The 21,788-nt window shown below is 64.3% G+C and carries 24 protein-coding genes and 1 pseudogene; 14 read left to right on the plus strand and 11 right to left on the minus strand.

The features are described from left to right. Nucleotides 1–61 precede the first annotated feature (61 nt). The gene (locus tag RYH74_RS16535; RefSeq protein ID WP_075045389.1) at nucleotides 62–673 is read right to left on the minus strand and encodes an FMN-dependent NADH-azoreductase; all 612 of its coding nucleotides are present in this window, start codon (nucleotides 671–673) and stop codon (nucleotides 62–64) included. A gap of 133 nt (nucleotides 674–806) precedes the next feature. On the opposite strand from RYH74_RS16535, the gene RYH74_RS16540 reads away from it, so the two are divergent. Further along, a complete protein-coding gene (locus tag RYH74_RS16540) occupies nucleotides 807–1,709 on the plus strand; it encodes a LysR substrate-binding domain-containing protein (RefSeq protein WP_013972466.1) in 903 nt (300 codons plus the stop codon). Further along, complete coding sequence (locus RYH74_RS16545) at nucleotides 1,702–2,061, plus strand: MmcQ/YjbR family DNA-binding protein (protein ID WP_084785196.1); 360 nt, start codon at nucleotides 1,702–1,704, stop codon at nucleotides 2,059–2,061. The genes RYH74_RS16540 and RYH74_RS16545 overlap by 8 nt, the downstream gene beginning before the upstream one ends. Nucleotides 2,062–2,182: 121 nt before the next feature. Here the strand turns inward: RYH74_RS16545 and RYH74_RS16550 are convergent, their stop codons facing one another. Both RYH74_RS16550 and RYH74_RS16555 read right to left on the minus strand, forming a co-directional pair. Beyond that, nucleotides 2,183–2,596: a DUF1294 domain-containing protein gene (locus RYH74_RS16550; protein WP_317409768.1), complete on the minus strand. Its 414-nt coding sequence runs from the start codon at nucleotides 2,594–2,596 to the stop codon at nucleotides 2,183–2,185. After that, nucleotides 2,589–3,419 carry an undecaprenyl-diphosphate phosphatase gene (locus RYH74_RS16555; RefSeq protein ID WP_025339410.1) on the minus strand — a complete coding sequence of 277 codons (831 nt, stop codon included), beginning with the start codon at nucleotides 3,417–3,419 and terminating at the stop codon, nucleotides 2,589–2,591. Before RYH74_RS16555 ends, RYH74_RS16550 begins: the two co-directional genes overlap by 8 nt. Before the next feature lie 388 nt (nucleotides 3,420–3,807). On the opposite strand from RYH74_RS16555, the pseudogene mcpP reads away from it, so the two are divergent. From mcpP to RYH74_RS16610, 12 genes and pseudogenes are all read left to right on the plus strand, one after another. Continuing rightward, nucleotides 3,808–4,479 (plus strand): annotated as a pseudogene (gene mcpP / locus RYH74_RS26530) (methyl-accepting chemotaxis protein McpP); the annotation flags it as partial. Nucleotides 4,480–4,617: 138 nt separating this feature from the next. Then, nucleotides 4,618–5,352 carry a methyl-accepting chemotaxis protein gene (locus RYH74_RS26535; RefSeq protein WP_410902999.1) on the plus strand — a complete coding sequence of 245 codons (735 nt, stop codon included), beginning with the start codon at nucleotides 4,618–4,620 and terminating at the stop codon, nucleotides 5,350–5,352. A 295-nt stretch (nucleotides 5,353–5,647) separates the two neighbouring features. Further along, entirely contained in the window at nucleotides 5,648–6,214 is a 567-nt protein-coding gene (gene pnuC / locus RYH74_RS16565) for a nicotinamide riboside transporter PnuC (protein ID WP_025339412.1), read from the plus strand. Further along, complete coding sequence (locus RYH74_RS16570) at nucleotides 6,211–6,780, plus strand: AAA family ATPase (RefSeq protein WP_075045391.1); 570 nt, start codon at nucleotides 6,211–6,213, stop codon at nucleotides 6,778–6,780. The genes pnuC and RYH74_RS16570 overlap by 4 nt, the downstream gene beginning before the upstream one ends. 298 nt (nucleotides 6,781–7,078) lie before the next feature. Continuing rightward, nucleotides 7,079–7,513 (plus strand): hypothetical protein, encoded by a 435-nt coding sequence (locus RYH74_RS16575; protein WP_286099988.1) that lies wholly within the window; start codon nucleotides 7,079–7,081, stop codon nucleotides 7,511–7,513. A gap of 1 nt (nucleotide 7,514) precedes the next feature. Further along, nucleotides 7,515–8,093, plus strand: a complete 579-nt coding sequence (locus tag RYH74_RS16580; RefSeq protein ID WP_075045393.1) for an adhesin — start codon at nucleotides 7,515–7,517, stop codon at nucleotides 8,091–8,093. Nucleotides 8,094–8,141: 48 nt separating this feature from the next. Next, nucleotides 8,142–9,593 carry a heme utilization protein gene (locus RYH74_RS16585; protein WP_317409769.1) on the plus strand — a complete coding sequence of 484 codons (1,452 nt, stop codon included), beginning with the start codon at nucleotides 8,142–8,144 and terminating at the stop codon, nucleotides 9,591–9,593. 62 nt (nucleotides 9,594–9,655) lie between these two features. Further along, nucleotides 9,656–10,336, plus strand: coding sequence for a C39 family peptidase (locus RYH74_RS16590; RefSeq protein ID WP_075045395.1), 681 nt, complete (start codon nucleotides 9,656–9,658; stop codon nucleotides 10,334–10,336). Nucleotides 10,337–10,382: 46 nt separating this feature from the next. Next, complete coding sequence (locus RYH74_RS16595) at nucleotides 10,383–11,135, plus strand: hypothetical protein (RefSeq protein WP_085591262.1); 753 nt, start codon at nucleotides 10,383–10,385, stop codon at nucleotides 11,133–11,135. Nucleotides 11,136–11,181: 46 nt separating this feature from the next. Continuing rightward, entirely contained in the window at nucleotides 11,182–12,462 is a 1,281-nt protein-coding gene (locus RYH74_RS16600) for a hypothetical protein (RefSeq protein WP_286919078.1), read from the plus strand. 136 nt (nucleotides 12,463–12,598) lie between these two features. Next, nucleotides 12,599–14,800: an LTA synthase family protein gene (locus RYH74_RS16605; protein WP_286919077.1), complete on the plus strand. Its 2,202-nt coding sequence runs from the start codon at nucleotides 12,599–12,601 to the stop codon at nucleotides 14,798–14,800. 93 nt (nucleotides 14,801–14,893) lie between these two features. Then, nucleotides 14,894–15,622: a thioredoxin family protein gene (locus tag RYH74_RS16610; RefSeq protein ID WP_317409770.1), complete on the plus strand. Its 729-nt coding sequence runs from the start codon at nucleotides 14,894–14,896 to the stop codon at nucleotides 15,620–15,622. 338 nt (nucleotides 15,623–15,960) lie between these two features. Here RYH74_RS16610 and ureG read toward each other — a convergent pair whose 3' ends face one another. From ureG to RYH74_RS16650, 8 genes are read right to left on the minus strand one after another with little or no spacing between them, the layout of a single operon-like run. Continuing rightward, nucleotides 15,961–16,584 carry an urease accessory protein UreG gene (gene ureG / locus RYH74_RS16615; protein ID WP_010953755.1) on the minus strand — a complete coding sequence of 208 codons (624 nt, stop codon included), beginning with the start codon at nucleotides 16,582–16,584 and terminating at the stop codon, nucleotides 15,961–15,963. An 11-nt stretch (nucleotides 16,585–16,595) separates the two neighbouring features. Then, a complete protein-coding gene (locus tag RYH74_RS16620) occupies nucleotides 16,596–17,270 on the minus strand; it encodes an urease accessory protein UreF (protein ID WP_075045400.1) in 675 nt (224 codons plus the stop codon). After that, nucleotides 17,270–17,815, minus strand: coding sequence for a HupE/UreJ family protein (locus RYH74_RS16625; RefSeq protein ID WP_317409771.1), 546 nt, complete (start codon nucleotides 17,813–17,815; stop codon nucleotides 17,270–17,272). Before RYH74_RS16625 ends, RYH74_RS16620 begins: the two co-directional genes overlap by 1 nt. A gap of 17 nt (nucleotides 17,816–17,832) precedes the next feature. Further along, on the minus strand, nucleotides 17,833–18,354 hold the full coding sequence (ureE, locus tag RYH74_RS16630) for an urease accessory protein UreE (protein WP_317409772.1): 522 nt from the start codon (nucleotides 18,352–18,354) through the stop codon (nucleotides 17,833–17,835). 10 nt (nucleotides 18,355–18,364) lie between these two features. Beyond that, the gene (gene ureC / locus RYH74_RS16635; protein WP_317409773.1) at nucleotides 18,365–20,068 is read right to left on the minus strand and encodes an urease subunit alpha; all 1,704 of its coding nucleotides are present in this window, start codon (nucleotides 20,066–20,068) and stop codon (nucleotides 18,365–18,367) included. Continuing rightward, the gene (locus RYH74_RS16640; RefSeq protein WP_025339426.1) at nucleotides 20,065–20,382 is read right to left on the minus strand and encodes an urease subunit beta; all 318 of its coding nucleotides are present in this window, start codon (nucleotides 20,380–20,382) and stop codon (nucleotides 20,065–20,067) included. The genes ureC and RYH74_RS16640 overlap by 4 nt, the downstream gene beginning before the upstream one ends. A gap of 19 nt (nucleotides 20,383–20,401) precedes the next feature. Beyond that, nucleotides 20,402–20,704 (minus strand): urease subunit gamma, encoded by a 303-nt coding sequence (locus RYH74_RS16645; protein ID WP_003256923.1) that lies wholly within the window; start codon nucleotides 20,702–20,704, stop codon nucleotides 20,402–20,404. Nucleotides 20,705–20,713: 9 nt separating this feature from the next. Further along, entirely contained in the window at nucleotides 20,714–21,547 is an 834-nt protein-coding gene (locus RYH74_RS16650) for an urease accessory protein UreD (protein WP_317409774.1), read from the minus strand. Nucleotides 21,548–21,788: the final 241 nt, after the last annotated feature.

Consider the following 21,788-nt stretch of genomic DNA (forward strand, 5'->3'; position numbering starts at 1 on the left):
GACACAAGGCCGCTCCCACAGAGTTCGCGCAAGCCTTTGACGCTTGCGCAAGACAGCAGGATCAGGCAGAAGCAAACAGCTCGTTGGCAATCTGCGCCTGGGCAGCATCGATCGCCTGGCTGCGGTGCTCAGGGCCATAGGCCAGGCCATGGGCGCGGACGATTTCCAGGTCGGTGACACCGATGAAGCCCAGGAATACCTTGAGGAAGTCCTCATGCCCGGCGCCAGTCGGCTGGCCAGCGTGCAGGCCACCGGCGGTGGACACCAGCACTACCTTCTTGTTGCCGCACAGGCCTTCCGGGCCGGCTTCGGTGTAGCGGAACGTCTTGCCAGCGACGGCAACGCGGTCGATCCAGGCCTTGAGCTGGGTCGGCACGGTGAAGTTGTACATCGGCGCACCAATCACCACGGCATCGGCAGCCAGGAACTCTTCCAGGGTTTCCGCGCTCAGCTTGGCTTCGAAGGCCTGGGCTGCGTCGCGCATGTCTTCCGGGGTGCCAGCCGCTACCAAGGTAGCCGCGGAGAAGTGGGCGATGGCGTCAGCGGCCAGGTCGCGGTACACCACTTCCACGCTCGGGTCGGCGGCTTTCCAGGCTTCGACCACTTCGCGGCTCAGTTGGCGGGAGGCGGAATTGTCGCCCAGGATGCTCGAATCGATATGCAACAGTTTCATGGGACTCTCCTGTGAATGAAGACCGCGACGTTGGGCGATCACGATGGGGAGAATCCTACCGACATCAACAATAGCTGATAAGGCAGCAAAAATGCGTTAGTTTGTCCTATAGGTGGAACAGTGAGACATTCCCATGCAAGACCTCAACGACCTCTTCTACTTCGCCCGCGTGGTCGAAGCCGGCGGTTTCGCCGCAGCCGGCCGCCAGCTGGGCATCCCCAAGTCGCGCCTGTCGCGGCGTATCGCCGAGCTTGAAGAACGCCTGGGCACGCGCCTGCTGCAACGCACTACAAGGCAACTGAAGCTCACCGCGGTGGGCGAGCGCTACCTGCACCACTGCCAGGCCATGCTGCTGGAAGCCGAAGCCGCCGACGAGGCCGTGGCCAGCATGAGCAGCGAACCGCGCGGGCGCTTGCGGGTGTCCTGCCCGGTGGCATTGGCCCACGCCTTTCTGCCGGATGTGATCAGCCGCTTTCTCGCGCAGTACCCGCTGGTGCAGCTGGACATGGTGCTGCTCAACCGCCGGGTCGACCTGATTTCCGAAGGTATCGACGTGGCGCTGCGGGTACGCGACCTGGGCGATGAAGACCCGGCCCTGGTCACCCGCCGCCTGCGCCAGGCGCAGATGCAGCTGGTTGCAGCGCCCGGTTTCGCCGACCACATCCGCGAACCGGGCCAACTGGCATCATTGCCGGTGCTGGGCGCTGCCGAGGCGGACCGGCTGGTACACTTCCGCCTGTTCGGCCCCCATGGCAAACAGCAGGAAATCGCCCTGGAACCGCGCCTCGCCATCGATGATTTCGTAGTACGTAATGCTGCTGTACGGGCAGGCCTCGGGTTTACCGCGCTGCCCAGCATGTTCTGTGAAGAAGAACTGGCGCGCGGCGAACTGGTGCGCCTGCTGCCGGACTGGTCGCTGCCGGGTGGCTACCTGCAGGCGGTGTACCCGCACCGGCGCGGCTTGCTGCCTGCGGTACGGGTATGGATCGACCACCTGGCGGCGTCGTTCGAGGCCTGTGGAGAAAAGTATGTCTGAGCGGAACATGAGCGAAGCCCAGGTGGCAGCGTTCTGCCTGAGCCTGCCGGGTGCGCGGGAAGACTACAAATGGGGCGGCATCCGGGTGTTCTCGGTGGCGGGCAACAAGATGTTCGCGGTGCTCGACCTGGCGGGTGCGGGGCTGTCGTTCAAGGTGGCCGACGAACTGTTTCTCGGCTATTGCGATCGCCCGGGGGTGCGGCCTGCGCCGTACCTGGCGCGGGCGCGGTGGATCAGCATGGCATCGCCCTACCCCATGGGGCGTGAGGAGCTGTGTGATCTGTTGCAGCGCTCGCACCAGCTGGTGGTGCGGCGGTTGCCTAAGCGATTGCAGGTGGGGCTGGTGTTGTGAATTCCCTGTGCTGGCCCTTTCGCGGGTAAACCCGCTCCCACAGGGTTCTCCACTGGCCTCAAGACTTGTGCTGTACCTGTGGGAGCGGGTTTACCCGCGAAAGGGCCAGCACAGTCAAACATCAACTGAAAGGCAGATACCGCCCACCAAGAAACAGCCAGTCCGCCCAGAACAACTGGTGCACCAGCACAATCCCCCAGAACACCAGCTGATACGACACCTTGCGCGTCTTGTGCCGATACAGCTGCTGCGCCAGCAGTGCCCCCGGCCAGCCGCCCAGCAGCTCACTGGCATGCAGCACCTTCTCGGGCGTACGCCAGGCCTGGGTACGCGCCTGCTGTTTGTCCTGCCAATACAGCAACAGGCTGATCAGGCTCATTGCCGGGTACAGCGCCAGCGGCCACCAGGCCTGGTCGACCCAGGCCATGCGCGCCGCGCCCAGGCCCGGCAGCAGGCACAGCAGGCCCAACAGCAGCAGCTTCAAGCGCACATTACGTACGCCCTCCCCCCTTTGCCCCCGCGCTGCCTCAGCCATGTGCCGTCGCCCAGTCGACCCAGCCGAACTGCCAGGTCGCCAGGATCAGCAGGCCAAAGGCAATGCGGTACCAGGCGAACACCGCGTAGCTGTGGTTGGCAATGAACTTGAGCAAGCCACGCACGGCAATCATGGCAAAGATGAACGAGGTCACGAAGCCGATGGCAAATACCGGCAGGTCGCCGGGCTGGAACAGGTCGCGGTACTTGTAGCCCGAATACACCGCCGCACCGACCATGGTCGGCATCGCCAGGAAGAACGAGAACTCGGTCGCTGCCTTGCGCGACAGGCCGAACAGCAGGCCACCGATAATGGTCGAGCCGGAGCGCGAAGTGCCCGGGATCATCGCCAGGCACTGGATGAAGCCGATCTTCAGCGCGTGGCTCCAGCGCATGTCGTCCACGTGGTCCACCTCCACACGGTGCTCGCGGCGCTCGGCCCAGAGCATGATCACCCCGCCCACCACCAGCGCAGCCGCCACGGTGATCGGGTTGAACAGGTATTCGTGAATCAGGTCGGCGAACAGCACGCCCAGCACCACTGCCGGCAGGAACGCCAGCAACAGGTTACCGGTGAAACGCCGCGCCGTGGGCTGGCTGGTCAGGCCGAAGACCACATCGAAGATCTTGCCGCGAAACTCCCACACCACCGCCAGGATCGCCGCCAGCTGAATGATGATGTTGAAAGCCATGGCCCGTTCGCCACCAAACCCGATCAGGTCGGCGACGATGATCTGGTGGCCGGTACTGGAGATCGGCAGAAACTCCGTCAGCCCTTCGACCACGCCTAAGATGATTGCCTGGAAGGCAGTCCAAAAATCCATCGTTCCCCCGATGGAGCGCTGCTCGTGCAGGCCCCTTGTTCTTGATTTGCTTGAAGTTGCCGCACGCGGCCCGGCTGTTTTACAGCGACTGTTGGGCGCAATGCCAGTAGAAAAGTTCACGCCGCCTAAAGGTTTCATCTTGCGCGGCCGAAATCCTGGCAGAGCGCCTTTGCAATCGCCTTGTACAAACTGCTGCAGACTATTGGATGGATAGCACTTAGCCATTAGTCGAGTGGGGGCGTGGCGCAAAGCATGCTTGGATGCGCCTGAATAAAAAGAACAATGCGGGAGCTGTGGTATGAAAACCCTGAGATCGATGTCTATCAGCCGCCGTCTGTGGCTGATCCTTTTGGTGGCGGTGGCCATGCTGGTGGTATTGGGCCTGCTGATGCTGCGCCAGATCCACGGTGACCTGTACCAGGCCAAAGCGGAAAAGACCCGCCACGTGGTACAGACCGCAGCTGGTGTGTTGGCCTATTACCAAGGCCTGGAAGCAGCCGGCACACTCAGCCGCGAAGCGGCCCAGCAACAGGCGCTGCAAGTGGTACGCGCGCTACGCTACGACCAGAACGACTACTTCTGGATCAACGACCTGGGGCCGAAGATGATCATGCATCCGGCCAACCCCAAGCTCGACGGCCAGGACCTGTCGGCCATCCGCGACCCCGACGGCTTTGCCGTGTTCAACGAGATGGTCGCCCTGGCCCGGCAGCAGGACGCCGGGCCGGTCAACTACCGTTGGCCCAAGCCCGGTGCCAGCGAGCCGGTGGCCAAGACGTCCTACATCCAGCTGTTCAAGCCCTGGGGCTGGATCATCGGCTCAGGCGTGTATGTCGACGATGTACAGGCCGAATTCGCTCGCCAGTTGCGTGACGCCTCGCTGGTAGGCGTGGCCATTGCCCTGCTGATGGCGCTGGTGGTCATGCTGATTGCCCGCAGCATCGCCCGCCCGCTGCAGGAAGCGGTGCAGGCCATGGGCAACATCGCCAGCGGCGAAAGCGACCTGACCCGGCGCCTGGACACTCACGGCCGTGACGAAATCACCCACCTGGGCGAACACTTCAACCGCTTCAACGGCAAGCTGCAAGGCGTGGTCGGCCAGTTGCAAGGGGCGGCCCATGCCCTGGCCCGGTCCGCCGGGCATGTCGGCGACAATGCCGGTGCCGCGCAACAGCACAGCGCCCAGCAATCGCTGCAGATGGACCAGGTGGCCACTGCGGTCAACGAAGTGACCTACGCCGTGCAGGACGTGGCCAAGACCGCCGAACAGGCCGCTGGCGAAATGCGCACCGCGCAACAGCAGGTGGCACACGGCCAGGAGGCCATTCACGGCAGCCTGGCGCAGATCGACCGGCTGTCGCTGACCATCGACCAGGCCGTGCAGGTGATCCGCGACCTGGCCGGGCACAGTACGCGCATCGGTGGGGTGCTGGACGTGATCCGCTCCATCGCCGAACAGACCAACCTGCTGGCGCTGAACGCAGCCATCGAGGCGGCGCGGGCCGGCGAGCAAGGCCGTGGCTTTGCCGTGGTCGCCGACGAGGTGCGCCTGCTGGCCCAGCGCACGGCGCAGTCGACGGCCGAGATCCATACCATGATCGAGCACCTGCAAAGCCAGTCGGACGCTGCGGTCAAGGCCATCGACACCAGCAGCGAGGCCTCGCGCCAGACCGTCGAGCAGGCCCGCGAGGCCGGTGCCAGCCTGGATGCCATCAACCAGTCGCTGAACAACCTCACGGCGTTGAATGCCTCCATTGCCAGCGCCACCTTGCAACAGTCGCACGTGGTCGAAGAGATCAACCGCAACGTGCTGGATACTGCCGGGTTGTCCCAGCAGACCGCCGATGCGGCACGGCAGTCCAGCGATGCCGGGATGGCGCTGGGGCAGCTGAGCGAAGAGCTGGAGCAGTTGTTGCGGCAGTTCCGGGTGTAAGACCAGCCCCTGTGGGAGATGGCCGAGCCCTTTGGGCTGCGCTGTCGCCTAGATAACTGAAATTGCAAGCAATCCGCGTACCCTGTGGGAGCGGCTTTAGCCGCGAAGAATCCAGCGCGGTGCTTGGCACCGGCTGCGCCGGTGTTCGCGGCTAAAGCCGCTCCCACAGAATCCCTGCTGACTCAAAGCTATGTGCAGTCCTGTGGGAGTGGCCTCAAAAGCCCCAACGCCCTACACCTTCGCCGGCCGACCCGCTACAATCGCGCCCCTCCCCCGCAGTCTCCAAGGATCGCCGATGTCCGGCCTTGAACTCATCGCCGCCGTCCTCGGCGTCACCGCTGTCTGGCTCACGGTCAAGCAGAACGCCTGGTGCTGGCCGATCGGCCTGGTCATGGTGCTGATCTATGGCTGGCTGTTCTACGAGGTGAAGCTGTACTCGGGCATGCTGCTGCAAGTGGCCTATGCCATCCTGCAGGTCTACGGCTGGTGGCAATGGAAGCGCCCGGGCCATGCTGAAGACGCCCGCCAGGTCACCCGCCTGCAGCGCCCGGCATTGCTCGCCGGCCTGGCCGGCGGGGTGCTGCTGAGCGCCGCCCTGGGCGCGGCGATGGCCACCTGGACCGACGCCGCCCTGCCCTGGCTGGACGCTACCCTGACCGGCTTCAGCCTGGTGGCACAACTGTGGATGGCGCAGAAGCGCCTGCAGTGCTGGCCGCTGTGGGTGGTGGTAGACATCATCTACGTGGGCCAGTACCTGCACCAGCAGCTGTACTTCACCGCAGGCTTCTTCGCCGTGCTCACCCTGATCGCCGTGCGCGGCTGGCTGGAATGGCGCCGTGACCCGGCGTTGGTGCAGCCATGAGCGCGGCACAATCCATGAAAGTACTGGTGCTGTGCGGCCCGGAATCCAGCGGCAAGAGCTGGCTCAGCGGGGTGATCCAGGCGCATTTCGGCGGCGTGGTGGTGGCCGAATACGTGCGCCACTTCATCGACCAGGAATGCCGCGACACCTGCTATGCCGACATCCCTGCCATCGCCCGCGGCCAGCTGGCCTGGGAAGACCACGCCCGCGAGCAGGCACCACCGCTGCTGATTCTCGACACCCATCTGCTCAGTAACATGCTCTGGAGCCACGCCCTGTTCGGCGACTGCCCGGCCTGGCTGGAGCAGGCGCTGCTGGCACGGCATTACCACCTGCACCTGCTGCTGAGCCCGCAAGGCGTGGATTGGGTTGCCGATGGCCAGCGCAGCCAGCCCGAACTGCGCGACCGCCAGCGCTTTTTCGACGACAGCCTGCACTGGCTGCAACGGCATGACCAGGCGTACAAAATAATTGAGGGCAATTGGCCACAACGCCAGTTGCTGGCACTACAAACAGTGGCTAAGCTCATTGGTAGCGATGCGCCATCCTGCCCTACCGAGTGTTAATCCACCGACACACCCCTGTGGGGCGAAGCCCCTGAAAACATGGGTTTTTGCGGGGCGTCAAAGGTAGTGTCAAGGCGCTGAAACAGTCCTGCAAAAACCCTTCCAATCAAGGCCAACACTGGCTTTGCCTGCACCGATCGCCGCTGCCTGTTTCAACCCTGAGACAGAATACGCCGCAGCTTGTCATGGTACACACCTTAAGCTTTTGATCTGAAAACGCTTCTCAAAAGCGGCACACCTTCTGCTGCCTGGTTCGCATCGCTGAACCGGGCCAGCGCTCATTGAAGGAGTTGCCGTCGTGAGGAAAACTGACAAACGCCTCTATTACCTGTTGCTGATGGGCTCTGTGCTGGGCTCGTTGAGCCTGACGGCCCAGGCCGACAACGGCATTATCGTGATAACCCGTGACGTGCAGACACGCAACGCCGTTGTCCCGCCGTTACGACCCGACCCCAACCCCACCACCGTCAATGCCAACCCTTCCGCGCACATCCTCAAGCAAACCAACGAACTGAGTGATGGCGACTTCGCCGACATCACCAGCGGTGCGGGTATCAGCACCTTGATTACCCAGCAGACCAACAACCTGGGCGGCAACCTAAACAACCAGACCCAATTGCCCAACCTGGCCGGTGGCCGAGGCACGGGCTCGGGCAATGGCATCTCGAACATGGTCAATTCGAGCGTGCAGCGCGGCCTGGCGCCGCTGCAGATCCTGACCGGAGGCAAGTGAGATGAAGCACACGCTGCTGATCCTGATCACGCTGTGCAGTACATCGACCTTCGCGCAATCCCCGGTTCCCGTGATCAACAACGCCGATATCGACAATTCGGGCAGCCGTTACCAGGGCAACCTGTCGGTCAATCAAGCGGCCGGTGACCAACAGCAACAGGCCAACGCGCGCGCCTTCGCCGTTGGGCCCGAGGCCAGCGCCACCACGCAGATCCGCCAGCGCCTGAACACCCCTGCAGACCCCGCAATGAACGCACGCTCGACCATACAGGGCGACGCCTTCAGCAACGGTAGCGGCGCCCTCGGGATCAACCAGAGCGCCGGCGCCAACACCCAGCAAGCGAACGCACTGAGCATCAGTATCGGTGCCCAGCCGCAAAGCATCGACGACAGCGTCCTCATGCAGCAGAACGTGGCGCTGCTCAACAACTCCGGTCCGATTGACACTTCAACTGGCCATCGCCAGGTCACCACCAGTGACCAGGCCTTCACCGGTAGCCGTGGAGTGATTCAGTTGAACCAGAGTGCCGGGGTGGGAAACCGCATGGCCAACACCCTGAGCATCCGGGTCGCGGATTGACCCTACCAGTCAAGAACGACACTTAACCTAAACGTACGGAGAATCACCATGAAACCCTCGATGGCAATCAAGCCTCTGGTTTTCGCAATTGCTGCGGTCATGGCTGTTGCTGTACAAGCTGATCAGAACGACCGGCGTGGCGGGCACCACAACGGTCACCATAACAACGGGCAGCACACGCCTCCTCCCACCAGGATCCCTGTGTATGCCACTGCCAATGCCATTGACAGCCAGAGCAGTACGGGCAATACCATCACCAACCAAGGCACCATCAACGAAGCCGAGATGAGCAGCTCGGCTTCGGGTGCCAGCGGCAACGTAGGTGTCAACGTGGCGGCCGGTAACGGCAACCAACAGGACAACGCTGCGGCCATTGCCAACGCATCGTCCGAATCCAGCCTGGACAACAGCTTCGTGTTCGGCTCCGCCGAAGCCACCGCTGACGTTCGCCAGTTCAGCAACAACAACCGTGTCGACAACTGGTCCACCCAGAACTCGGCGGTCATGACTGGCTCGGCCGATGGTGCAGAGGGTAACGTCGGCGTCAACATCGCTGGCGGCGACCTGAACCAGCAGAAAAACACCATGGCCATCGCCAACACCGGTGCCCCACTGGGCAATGCCACTGCCACCGCCTCTGCCGACCAGAACGGCCCAGGCCTGACGGTGAACAACGGCGCCGACCGCACCTACCGGGTGGATACGCTGACCATCACCACCACCAAGAGCGGCTCCAGCTCGCGTGAGGGCACGTTCAACTCGACCGACGACCGCAGCTCGTCCTCGAGCTTCAGCGTGGCCGGCTCGCAAAGCGCCAGCTCCAGTGGGGCCAGTGGCTGGAACTCCAGCGGTTCGAGCAGCATGAACGCCAGTGGTTCGCGCAGCTCCACTGCCAGCGGCTCCAATAGCTGGAATGCCAGTGGTTCCATGGCCAGCAACGCCAGTTCGTCCAGCAGTTCCAGCCTGAACGCCACCCTGGCCGCTGCTGCCGATGCGACCCGTACCGTGACCACCGATGACGGCCGTCGCGAGCGCACCCGCACCGATAGCTTCGATGCCTCGCTCAATGCCTCGCTCAATGTAGATGTCGACCGTTCGCGGGAAAGCTCGCACGACGCGTCGTTCGAGAAGGCGTTCGACTCGTCGTACGACAAGGCCCGCCAATCGAGCTACGAGAAGTCTCGCGACTCCTCGTATGAGAAGGCTCACGAGTCGTCCTATGCCAATGCATCGGAATCGGCGTTTGAAAAGTCTGGCGAGAAATCGTCTCAATCGTCGAACGACGTGTCGAAGAGCTACAGCGAAAGCAGTGCCTACGACTTGAGCAATACCGTGTCCTTCCAAGTGCTGACCCCGACCGGCTGGGCCAACCCTGTTACCAACACTGCAACCCTTAGCGGTTCGGTGAACGGTGGCAGCGGCAACCTGGGCGTGAACGTGGCAGCCGGTGTGGGCAACCAGCAGAGCAACTCGCTGGCCATCTCCAACACCTCGTTCTGATCGCTGTGCTTGAGGCCCCCTTCGGGGGGCCTTTCTTCAACAGAACCGGAAGGCATCCGATCATGCGCATCATTGCCCTGGCGTTTTTGCTGTGCCTGGCCAGCGTGAGCGAAGCGGCGCAAATGCCGCTGTCCGTGCTGCCGGGCGGTGCCGTGGTGTTCAAGCCCATCCAGAGCGTACGCGAGCGCAAGTTCGCCGACCTGGTGCAACAGAAGACCGACTTCAGCTGCGGCGCCGCCGCGCTGGCCACCATCCTGCGCCAGGCCTACTGGCTGGACGTGGACGAGCAACAGATCATCGAAGGCATGCTGGCCCACGCCGACCAGGACCTGGTGCGCACGCAAGGCTTCTCGATGCTCGACATGAAACGCTACGTGGAAAGCCTGGGGATGCGAGCCCGCGGCTACCGGGTGGCGCCCGAGACCCTGCACAGCGTGCGCATCCCGGTCGTGGTGCTGATGGATGTGCGCGGCTACAAGCACTTCGTGGTCATGCAGAAGGTCGACAAGGGCTGGGTGTATATCGGCGACCCGGTACTGGGCCACAAGCGCTACAAGGTCGACGACTTTCTCAAGGGCTGGAACGGCATCATCTTCGCCGTGATCGGCCAGGGCTACGACAAGAACAATGTGCTGCTCGACCCGCCCCTGCCCCTGACCGCCAAGGGCCGGGTGAGCAACTTCACTCCGGTACGCGATGCAGAACTGCTGGACTTCGGCTTCATCAAAAGCGACTTCTTCTAACGACGCTTGCAACGACAAGGAGCACGAGGCTCCGGGGAGCACCCCAATGAAGAATGCATTCTGGCTTGCAATCGCATGCCTGACCGTCAGCCTTCCTACCCAGGCCGAAACGTTCAAGCCCATCGAGCTGAAGGACCATGAGCTGGCGACCTTGCGTGGCCGCTACGTGATGCCGGGGCGGATCGTGAGTTTCGGTATTGTCATGTCCAGCACCTGGCAGAATGCCAAAGGGGACGTGATCGGTGCGACGAGCACGATGCAGATTCAGCAGTCGACCATCAAACCGCAATTCTACGTGTCGTTGATCGACGAAAGCGGCACTGGCACAGCGTCAGCTGGAGCCACGGCACCGGGCACCGGTACCGTTACAGGCGGTGCCGGCCTCAACACCACAGAGGGTGTTACCCAGGTGGTACGCGCAGCTGGCGACAACAATACCGCCTACAACAATGTCGCCATCAATGTTTCCAAGGCCGACCAGGCGCCCACCGTGCAGCCACAGGGCCAGGCACTGGCCAACGGCCAGACACTGACAGGCGCAAACGGCGCAGGGGCGCTGAGTGTGTCCGCCAGCGGCGTAGGGGTGCAGTTCAATATCAGTGCCAGTAACAACCAGGGCAGCAGCGTGCAGCGCCTGGCGCAGGGTGGCCTGATGCAGAACTCGACGCTGCTGGGCAATGGCAATCGGGTCAATAACGTCACCACGCTCAATGTGGTGATGCGCGAAAGCGTGCCGACAGCCGCTTCGCTGAACGGTAGCCTCGATCAGCTCAAAGGTCTTCGCACATTTGGATACTGATCTACGCTCAGTCTCATCAAAAGTAGTCGGCAGGGACGGCAATTCCATGCACCGATCTTTATCGCTCAAAGCTTTTGTGTGTTTGACCACCTTGACCCCGGCCACATTGCTTTACGCCGCAGCCGACCCTCAGGTCGAGGCTCTCAAGCAGGAACTGATGGAACTGAAACAACGCTACGAAGCCCAGCAGCAAGCGCTGATGGTGCTGGAGCAGCGCGTGCGGCAGGTAGAAGAAACCCCGGCAGCCCCCCCACCCAAACGCCTGGTCAGGTCCCCGGCCGAAGGGGTCAAGGGCGCACAGACGGTGGCTTCGGGCGCACCGGGCACCACCGGCAGCTCCTATGGCCAGGCACTGACCGACGACGCGGAGCCTGCGCAAAGCGTGTCCAACCTGTACGACGAGGCCAGCGGCTTCTTCGGTGGCGGCAAGTTCAGCTTCGAGACCGGTGTCACCTATACCCACTACGATACCCGGGCGCTGGTGCTCAACGGCTTCCTGGCACTGGACTCGATCTTCCTCGGCAGTATCAACCTTGACCGGGTGAAGGCAGATAACTGGACCCTGGACATGACTGCCCGCTACAACCTCGCCCAGCGCTGGCAGTTCGACATCAACGTCCCGGTGGTGTACCGCGAATCCACCTACTCTTCCGGCGGTGCGGGCGGCGCCGGGGCAAGCACCTCGGACGAAACCGTAACCCGCGACCCGGAAATCGGCGACGTCAACGTCGGTGTCGCCTACAAGTTCCTCGACGAAGACGAGACCTGGCCTGACGCCGTCGCTACCTTGCGCATCAAGGCGCCGACCGGCAAAGACCCCTATGGCATCAAACTGCGCCAGGTAGAGGGCAACGACAACCTGTCGGTACCGGAAAGCCTGCCGACCGGCAACGGCGTCTGGTCGATCACGCCGGGCATCTCGCTGGTCAAGACCTTCGACCCCGCCGTGCTGTTCGGCAGCCTGTCCTACACCTACAACATGGAAGACTCGTTCAGCGACATCAGCCCACAGGTCAACAGCAAGGTGCCGGGCGATGTGAAGCTGGGCGACTCGTGGCAGATCGGCGGCGGTATCGCCTTTGCCCTGAACGAGAAGATGAGCATGTCTTTCTCGGTGTCCGACCAGTTCGCCCGCAAGAGCAAGATAAAACCGGATGGCGGCGACTGGCAGTCGATCTCCAACAGCGACTACAACGCGGCCAACTTCAACATCGGCATGACCTTCGCCGCCACCGACAACCTGACCATCGTGCCCAACCTGGCCATTGGTCTGACCGATGACGCGCCGGACTTTTCCTTCAGCCTGAAATTCCCCTACTACTTCTGATACTTGCCAGCGGCCGGGCCCTCGCGAACGGGCCCGGCTTTTGGTTACCAGCCTTGTCCCGGACCGCCTTCCCTGCCACGGCCTGTTATCATCAAGCACAGTTGCATGACGATTTAATGGCAAAAGGGATGTTTTTGTGAAGAACCTGTCAGATTACCCACGTACCCGGCTTGTCGCCCTGGCGACCCTGGTACTGGTGATCCCACTGGGTACGCGCGCCATGCTGGGTTGGTCCAACCCACTCGGTTACCTGTCCGACCTCGCCCTCGGCAGCTTGCTGGTCTTGCTGCTGCACCGTCGGCCGTGGTGGCTGGCGTTCCCCGTATTGCTGGCCTGGGCGGCCCTCTGGGTGGCTTCGGCCGAACTGGTGAGCGCGGTGGGCCGGTTGCCCACCAGCGCCGACCTGACGTACCTGCTCGACCCGCAGTTCATGGAAAACTCGACCGGTGGCGGCCTGGCCCATGCCTGGCTGCCCTGGGCCATGGGCGCCGGCCTGCTGGCCTGGCTGGCCAGCGCCTGGCGCAGCCGTACCCAACCCAGCCAGCCGCTGCCACGCACGGCCTGGACCATTCCGCTGCTGCTTTTCGGCGCGCATTGGGGCAGCCAGCAACTGGTACCTTCCGACGCCGACCAATGGCGGCAATACAACCTTACCCACCAGCTGCTGTCGGCCGGGGCCGGCAACCTGCAGCGCCAGGTCGAAGGCTGGATGGGCCGTACACAAACCTTCACCCCTCTGACCAGCACCGGCCTGACCCAGTCCGACCTGCATGGCCAGCGCCTGCTCGCCGGGCCAGGCAACGCCCGCAACCTGCTGGTCATCACCGTTGAAGGCATCCCCGGGGCCTACCTGCGGCCCAACCGCCAGGCCCTGCACAGCCGCTTCGACGAAGAGCTGATGCCCAAGCTCAGCCAGTGGGCCGAGCGCGGCATGAACACCCCGGACTATGTGCTGCATACCCACCAGACCATCCGTGGCCTGTACGCAATGCTGTGCGGTGACTACGACAAGCTGGCCAACGGCACGCCCAAGGGCATGGAACTGCTGACCCAGAACGAACGCAACCAGGCCTGCCTGCCGGCGCAGTTGCGCCAGGCCGGCTTCACCACCCACTACCTGCAGGGCGCCGGCCTGCGCTTCATGGCCAAGGACCGCATCATGCCGCACATCGGCTTTGACGCGGTGCACGGCCAGGAGTGGTTTCGCAACAAGAACTACCTGGACTTCCCCTGGGGCAAGGATGACCGAGCCTTCTTCGAGGGTGCGCTGGATTACGTCGGCCGGCTGCAAAAGCAGGACAAGCCATGGATGCTGACCCTGCTCACCGTAGGCACCCACCAGCCCTACTCGGCACCGGCCGAGTACCTGGAGCGCTACGACACGCCGAAACAGGCGGCAGTCGCCTACCTGGACGACGCACTCGGTGCATTCCTCGACAACCTCGAACGCCAGGGCGTACTCAAGGACACCCTGGTGGTGGTGACTTCCGACGAATCCCACGGCATCGACGGTGTGCGCCTGGCCTCGTCCTGGGGCTTCAACCTCACCCTGGCGCCGGAGCAGGCGCAGTTGCCACGGATCAAGCGCGGTACCTATGGCCATATCGACCTGGCCACCTCCCTGCTCGACTACTTTGCCCTGCCCATCCCCATGGCGCTCGGCGGTCGTTCGCTGTACCGCGACTACGACAGCGGTCGCGAGATGATCTCCTACACCAACGGCATGCTGCGTTATCACGACGGCCAGGGTGTGTTCACCGAATGCGACTTCCAGCAGCGCTGCCGGCGTTACGCCAGCGAGGGCTTCATCGCCGACCAGGCACGTTACCTTGGCCCCGGCGACAGCCTGCTCGGCCAGCAGCTCGGTGCCCTCGCCGGGGTGCTCGACCAGTCCCTGCTGCAGACACCACTCAACCTGCGTTACCAGTTCGGTGGCCCATCGCCGATCCGGCTGCGCAAGCGCATCAAAGATGACTGGGCCGACAACCTGATCGGCGCCCAGTACCTGGAAATGCCAGAGGGTTCGCATACCCGCGTACGGGTCAAGGTACGTTCGCTGGACCCCAAGCGAGCAGCCTATATCCAGCTCAAGGCCAAGCAGCTGGAGCAGGACGTACCGCTGGGCTTGCCTGACGAAGTGAAAGTCACCGCCGACGAGCCGCTGGAGATGGAGTTCAGCTTCGACAACCCGACCGCGCGCAAGGCGTTTTCCTTCCATTTGCTGGGCTATGGCGGTGGCCAGGTGGAAGTCAGCGACTTCAGCGTGATCACCGCGCTGCCTGGGGAAGACGAAGCAGCGGATGAACTGACCGAAGGGCATATCGCCCATTCGGGCTGAACAGTACCACTCATCGCCCGGCCGCCGCGGCCTGTCGATTCGACCCGCCCGTGCTCGACTAGTGTGTGAATCCCCCAATGTGGAGACAGCACCATGAGCACGAGCGAAAGCAGGCACCCGGTGGTTTCCCGCAGCCAGTGGCTGGCGGCCCGTCGGCAGCTGTGGCTGCACGAAAAAGCGTTTACCCACCACCGCGACGCGCTGTCCGCAGCCCGTCGCGCCCTGCCCTGGGTCAAGGTGGAGCACGACTATCGCTTCCAGGGGCCGGACGGCGAACTGAGCCTGGCCGACCTGTTCGCGGGCCGCAGCCAGTTGCTGGTTTACCACTTCATGTTCGCCGAGGGCTGGAGCGAAGGCTGCCACGGCTGCTCGTTCCTGGCCGACCACTTTGACGGCGCCAACCTGCACCTGGCGCATCACGACGTATCGCTGGTGGCGGTATCACGGGCACCGTATGCCGAGTTCCAGGCCTTCCGCGGGCGCATGGGCTGGCAGTTCCCCTGGTATTCGTCACATGGCAGCGGGTTCAACGAGGACTTTGGCGTCAGCGTTGGCAGCGAGGGCCAGCGGCAGTACAACTATGAGCCATACGAGGGCGATGAAAGCGAGCTTCCCGGGCTGAGTGCGTTCTATCGCGAGCCGGATGGCAGCGTGTACCACACCTACTCGACCTATGCCCGCGGGCTGGACATCCTGGTCAACACCTACAACTTCCTCGACATTGCGCCACTGGGGCGCAATGAGGCCGGGACAATGGACTGGGTGCGGCACCATGACCTTTATGAAGGGCAGCCGGACAAGCCCAACTGCTGCCACAAATAACGTGAGGCAACACATATCCCTGTGGGAGCAACTGTCTTGCTCAAATTCCCAAAGGCGGCGCGACCTCTGTGGGAGCGGCCTTGTGTCGCGAAAGGGCTGCAAAGCAGCCCCAGCAATTTCAACTGTTGTGAATCAACCCTGGGGCCGCGTTGCGGCCCTTTCGCGACACAAGGCCGCTCCCACAGGTATAGCGACAACCTCGAGAGCAACGCTGTACCTGTGGGAGCGGCTTTAGCCGCGAAGAAGCCAACGCGGTGGGTGGCACCGGCTGCGCCGGTGTTCGCGGGTAAACCCGCTCCCACAGGAATTGCGCCATGATCCAGACTGCGCCCGTTACATCACCCGCGCACGCCCAGCATCCCGCGCTCGACAATGAAGTCGATCACCGCCTGCAGCCCCTCACCCTTCTTCAGGTTGCTGAAGGTCCATGGCCGCTGCGGGCGCATGCGCTGGGTATCGCGCTCCATCACTTCCAGCGAAGCCCCCACATAGGGCGCCAGGTCGGTCTTGTTGATCACCAGGAAATCCGACTTGGTAATCCCCGGCCCACCCTTGCGCGGGATCTTCTCGCCTTCGGCCACGTCGATCACGTAGATGGTCAGGTCGGCCAGCTCCGGGCTGAAAGTGGCACTCAGGTTGTCACCGCCGCTTTCGACGAAGATCACCTCGAGGTTGCCAAACTTGCGCGCCAGGGCTTCGACCGCCGCCAGGTTCATCGAGGCGTCTTCACGTATCGCCGTGTGCGGGCAGCCGCCGGTTTCCACACCGACGATGCGCTCCGGCTCAAGGGCCCCGGCTTCGGTGAGGATGCGCTGGTCCTCCTTGGTGTAGATGTCGTTGGTGACCACTGCGATCTGGTAGTGATCGCGCATGGCCTTGCACAAGGCTTCGAGCAGCGCCGTCTTGCCGGAGCCGACCGGGCCGCCGACACCGACGCGCAGGGGTTGTTGATAGCTTTGCATGCAGGCAGTCCTCAGGAACGGAACAATCGGGTGTATTGGGTTTCGTGTCGCGATGAGGCAATGGCCAGCAACGGCAGGCCGCCGCCAAGCTGGTCATCACCCAGGCCCAGTGCCTGGTCGAGGGCCGCGGGCAGCCCTGCCCCCAGGTCGCGCAGCAAGGTCTGGGCAGCCTGCTGGCCGAACGGCACCAGCTTGACCCCGGCCATTACCGCGCCTTCCAGCCAGGCAAAGCCATGGCCCAGGGCCAACTGGCGCAGTGGGATCGCCCAGTGCGCAGCCAGCCAGGCCATACCGCCCAGCTGGGTGAGTTCGAGGCTGGCCCGCCAGGCCGGTGCCTGGCCCAGTTGCCAGCCGTCCAGCAGCCGTGCCAGCGCCGCGCCGCGCTGCTGTTCTTCCAGGCGCAGCTCGGCGGTTTCGCGGTTGGCCAGCAGAAAGCGGCTCCAGTGGCCGAAGGCTTCGGCGTCCTCGGCCTGGCAGGCGTGGTACAAGCGCGCCAGCACCGGCCAGTCGAGGCAGGCCAGGGTGTCGTCGATCTGCTCGCGCTGCCAGGCAGCGAAACCATCCACGCCCCGTACCCAGCCCGCCTCGACCGCCCACTCCAGGCCTTGCGAGTAGGTGAAGCCACCCACCGGCAAGCCAGGGCTGGCCAGCTGCAGCAGGCGCAACAACGCCAGGTCACTGTCCATCAACCGGCCAGTACCAGCGCGGCGCCGGCCAGCAGGCCACCACCAAAGGCCTTCTGCAGGCCGCTATGCCTGCGCAACAGGCAACCGACCGCAAAGCCGGCCGCCAGCAACAGGCCGCTGACCGTGACGAAGCCGGCGCTGAACTGCCAGAACGCGCTTGGCGTGGCTTCCACGCCATGGGCCCAGCCATGGAACAGGGCGAACACCGGCATGGCCATGGCCAGCAGCAGTTGGCGGCTGGGCAGCAGCACGGCACCGGCAGCCACCAGCAGCGACACGGCGATCAGGGTTTCCATGCCCAGCACATCGCCGAACAGGTGGCCGCACACCGCGCCGCCGAACATCGCCACCAAGGTTGCCAGGGGTAGCGTCAGGCTGCGCCGGGTCAACGCGGCGAGTACACCGGTGCCCAGCAGCATCAGCAGGTGGTCAAGACCGGTCAGCGGGTGCAGCAGGCCGTCCTGCAGCGGGTTGGCGTCGTGCCCGGGGTGGGCGAAGGCAGGCAGAGCCAGCATCAGCAGAAACAGGGCGAAAGTCTTTTTCATCGGTTGCTCCAGGCAGTTCAGGAATGGGCAGGCAGGCGCACGAACGGGTGATCGTGGCTGTGGGCATGGCTGTGGCTGTGGCTGTGGCTGTGGCTGTGGCTGTGCGGCGCGCTCTGGTAGGCGCCCGCTTCAGGCTCGAACGGCGCCTGTTCGGCCTCTACTGTCAGGCCCAGGCCGCGCAACATGTCGTCCAGCACGTGGTCGTGCTGGAAGCGCAACAGGCCGGGTTCGATCTGCAGCGGCACATGGCGGTTGCCCAGGTGATAGGCCGCGCGGGCCAGCAGGTGCGGGTCGGCGCAGCGCACCGTGGACACCGCCTCGGGCGCCGCCAGCACGCGGATCAGCTGGGTGCCCTCGGCATCGGCCAGCAGTTCGCCCCCGCGCAGCAGGTGGCCGCGCTCGAGCATCAGCCCGGCCTCGCGACCATCATCCAGGGTCACCCGCAGGCGGCTCTTGATGCGGCTGTCCACGTCCAGGGTAACGGTGCCGGTTTCGCCCAGCTGGCCGGGGTCGGTGATACGGCGGGTCAGGACAATCATCGGGGCTCCTTCAGAACAGGAAGTAACGCTGGGCCAGCGGCAGTTCGCGGGCCGGCTCGCAGACCAGCAGTTCGCCGTCGGCACGCACCTGGTAGGTCTGCGCATCGACTTCGATCAGCGGCTGCAAGGTGTTGTGGACCATGTCGGGCTTGCGCACCTGGCGGCAGCCGTGGGCCACGCCGATCAGGCTGCGCAGGTTCAGCTCCTCGGCCAGGCCACGGTCCATCGCCGCCTGGGGCAGGAAGGTCATGCGCGTGGCATGCCGTGCCGCGCCCAGGGCGCCGAACATTGGGCGGTAATGCACCGGTTGCGGCGTGGGGATGGAACCGTTGATATCCCCCATGGGCGCGGTGACGATCATTCCGCCCTTGATCACCAGGGCCGGCTTGACCGCAAAGAACGCCGGCGCCCACAGCACCAGGTCGGCCAGCTTGCCGACTTCCACCGAGCCCACTTCGTGGCCGATGCCGTGGGTCAGCGCCGGGTTGATGGTGTACTTGGCGATGTAGCGCTTGACCCGGAAGTTGTCGCTGTAGCTGGTGTCCGGCGCCAGTGGCCCACGGCGCAGCTTCATCTGGTGGGCCACCTGCCAGGTGCGCAGCACCACCTCGCCAACCCGGCCCATGGCCTGGGAGTCGGACGAGGTCATGGCAAAGGCGCCCATGTCGTGGAGGATGTCCTCGGCGGCGATGGTTTCGCGGCGGATGCGCGACTCGGCAAAGGCCACGTCTTCGGCGATGCTCGGGTCCAGGTGGTGGCAGACCATGAGCATGTCCAGGTGCTCGTCCACGGTGTTGACCGTGTACGGCAGGGTCGGGTTGGTCGAGGACGGCAACACGTTGGCCTGCCCCGCCGCGCGAATGATGTCCGGGGCGTGGCCGCCACCAGCGCCCTCGGTGTGGAAGGTGTGGATGGTGCGGTCGCCGATGGCCGCCAGGGTATCTTCGATGCAGCCGGACTCATTGAGAGTGTCGGTGTGGATCGCCACCTGGATGTCCATTTCCTCGGCCACGCCCAGGCAGCAGTCGATGGCTGCTGGTGTCGAACCCCAGTCTTCGTGCAGCTTGAGGCCCACGGCGCCGGCTGCGATCTGCTCGCGCAGCGCTTCCGGCCGCGAGGCGTTGCCCTTGCCCAGCAAGCCGATGTTGATCGGCAGGCTGTCGGCAGCCTGGAGCATGCGCGCCAGGTACCAGGGGCCGGGCGTGCAGGTGGTGGCGTTGGTGCCGGTGGCTGGCCCGGTGCCGCCGCCGATGAAGGTGGTGACACCGCTGTTCAGCGCCTCGTCCACCTGCTGCGGGCAGATGAAGTGGATGTGCGAGTCGACGCCACCGGCGGTGACGATCTTGCCCTCGGCCGCGATCACCTCGGTGCCGGGGCCCACGGGCACGTTCACGCCCGGCTGCACATCAGGGTTGCCAGCCTTGCCGATCACCGCGATACGCCCGTGCTTGATGCCGATATCGGCCTTGACGATGCCCCAGTGGTCGATGATCAGGGCATTGGTCAGTACCAGGTCCATGGCTTCGGCAGCCAGCATCTGGCCCTGCCCCATGCCATCGCGGATGACCTTGCCGCCACCGAACTTTACCTCTTCGCCATAGATGGTGAAGTCGCGCTCCACCTCGACCCACAGCGCGGTGTCGGCCAGGCGTACGCGGTCGCCTACCGTGGGGCCGAACATGTCGGCATAGGCCTGGCGGGAAATGCGGCTCATGCCCTGCCCTCCAGCGCGCCCATCACCTTGCCCTGGAAGCCATGGACCTCGCGCTTGCCGGCGTAGGCCACCAGTTGCACGGTACGCGCCTGACCCGGCTCGAAACGCACGGCGGTACCGGCGGGAATGTCCAGGCGAAAGCCCAGGGTCGGTGCGCGCTCGAACACCAGCGCCTCGTTGACTTCATAGAAGTGGTAGTGCGAGCCGACCTGCACCGGCCGGTCGCCATGGTTGGCCACGCTGACGCTGACCGTCGCACGGCCGCTGTTCAGCTCGATGTCGCCGGCGGCGACCTGGATTTCACCTGGGATCATGCGGGGCTCCTGGGCAGTTTCAGACGATGGGGTCATGCACGGTCACCAGCTTGGTGCCATCCGGGAAGGTCGCTTCGACCTGCACGTCGTGGAGCATTTCGGCAATGCCAGGCATCACCTGCTCGCGGCTCAATACTTCGCGCCCCAGGCTCATCAGCTCGGCGACGGTGCGGCCATCACGGGCGCCTTCAAGCACGGCGGCACTGATCAGCGCCACCGCTTCCGGGTAGTTGAGCTTCAGGCCACGGGCCAGGCGCCGCTCCGCCAGCAACGCGGCGGTGAACAGCAGCAGTTTGTCTTTCTCTCTCGGGGTCAGCTCCATGGCGCTCTCTCAGGTGGCCCAGATACGCGGCGGGCAGGCCGGCAGGCCGAGGACGGCCGGGCGCAGCACATGCCACAGGCGTTGCAGGGTGCGTTGCAGGTGTTGGTTGTCATGGTCGAGCACGCGAATCACCAGCAACGACCCAAGCAGGGTCGCGCCGGCCGGGTTGGCCACCTCGTCGAGCAGCGGGCGCACCAGATCCAGCACGGCCTGGTCGGCGGGTGCGGCGCAGAAGGTGGCCAGCAACGGATGCCCGCCAAGCTTGTCCAGGCGCCCGCCTTCGACGCGCAGGCGCTCGTGCAGGCCCACTTCGTCGGGCAGTTCGATGTGCAGGCGGCTGTCGAGGGCACCCTGCTCGAAACGCTCGTTCATCACCGGGCGCCCCAGGCACAGGGTTTCCCAGGCCAGCAGGCGCGCCCCCGGTTCGAGGGTGAAACGGCTGTCGAGGCTGGCGCGGGCGCCGGAGAAGAAGATGCTGTCCTGCGGCAGCCACTCCAGGGTGCTGCCGGCGGCCAGGTGAAAGCGCTGGGCCAGCCGCGCGGTCGGGCCGATGCTGCGGTAGAACTTGCTGGCGCCGGGCATGGTCAGCAGCGCGTGGCTGCCCGGCTCCAGCTGGATATCCAGCTCCAGGCGGTCGCCGGCGACGATCCCACCGGGTGGGTGCAGCACGTAGACATGGCACGGTGCACCTTCCGGATAGAACGGTCGCTGCACCAAAAGAGGTCCGAAATGCCGCCACGCACCAAGGCGGGTCACCTCGTCACGCCTGACGAAACGCAACTGCAGGTGAGCGCTCCAGCCGGCATCGTCGTGTTGTTGTTCGATCTGCTCCGCGAGCGACATCCTGCGGCCCCTGAAATCCGTGGCCTGCTGGCCGTTTAGAGGGGCAGGCACGCACGGCTACGGCGCGCGCGGCCTGACCACTCGATCAAATTCGCAGGCTGGATATAGCAGGTTGCGGGCCAACTCCGCAGGTGAACGAAGATGAAACTTTTGCCCAAGCCGCTCTGGCATCGGGCATACAGGGGGATGGCGCACAAAGTGGGGGCGCACTCAGGCCCTGTTTAGGTGCTGGACTGAGAGA

Origin of the sequence: Pseudomonas sp. LSJ-87, from assembly GCF_032971465.1 — a bacterium.
GTDB classification, from domain to species: domain Bacteria; phylum Pseudomonadota; class Gammaproteobacteria; order Pseudomonadales; family Pseudomonadaceae; genus Aquipseudomonas; species Aquipseudomonas putida_Z.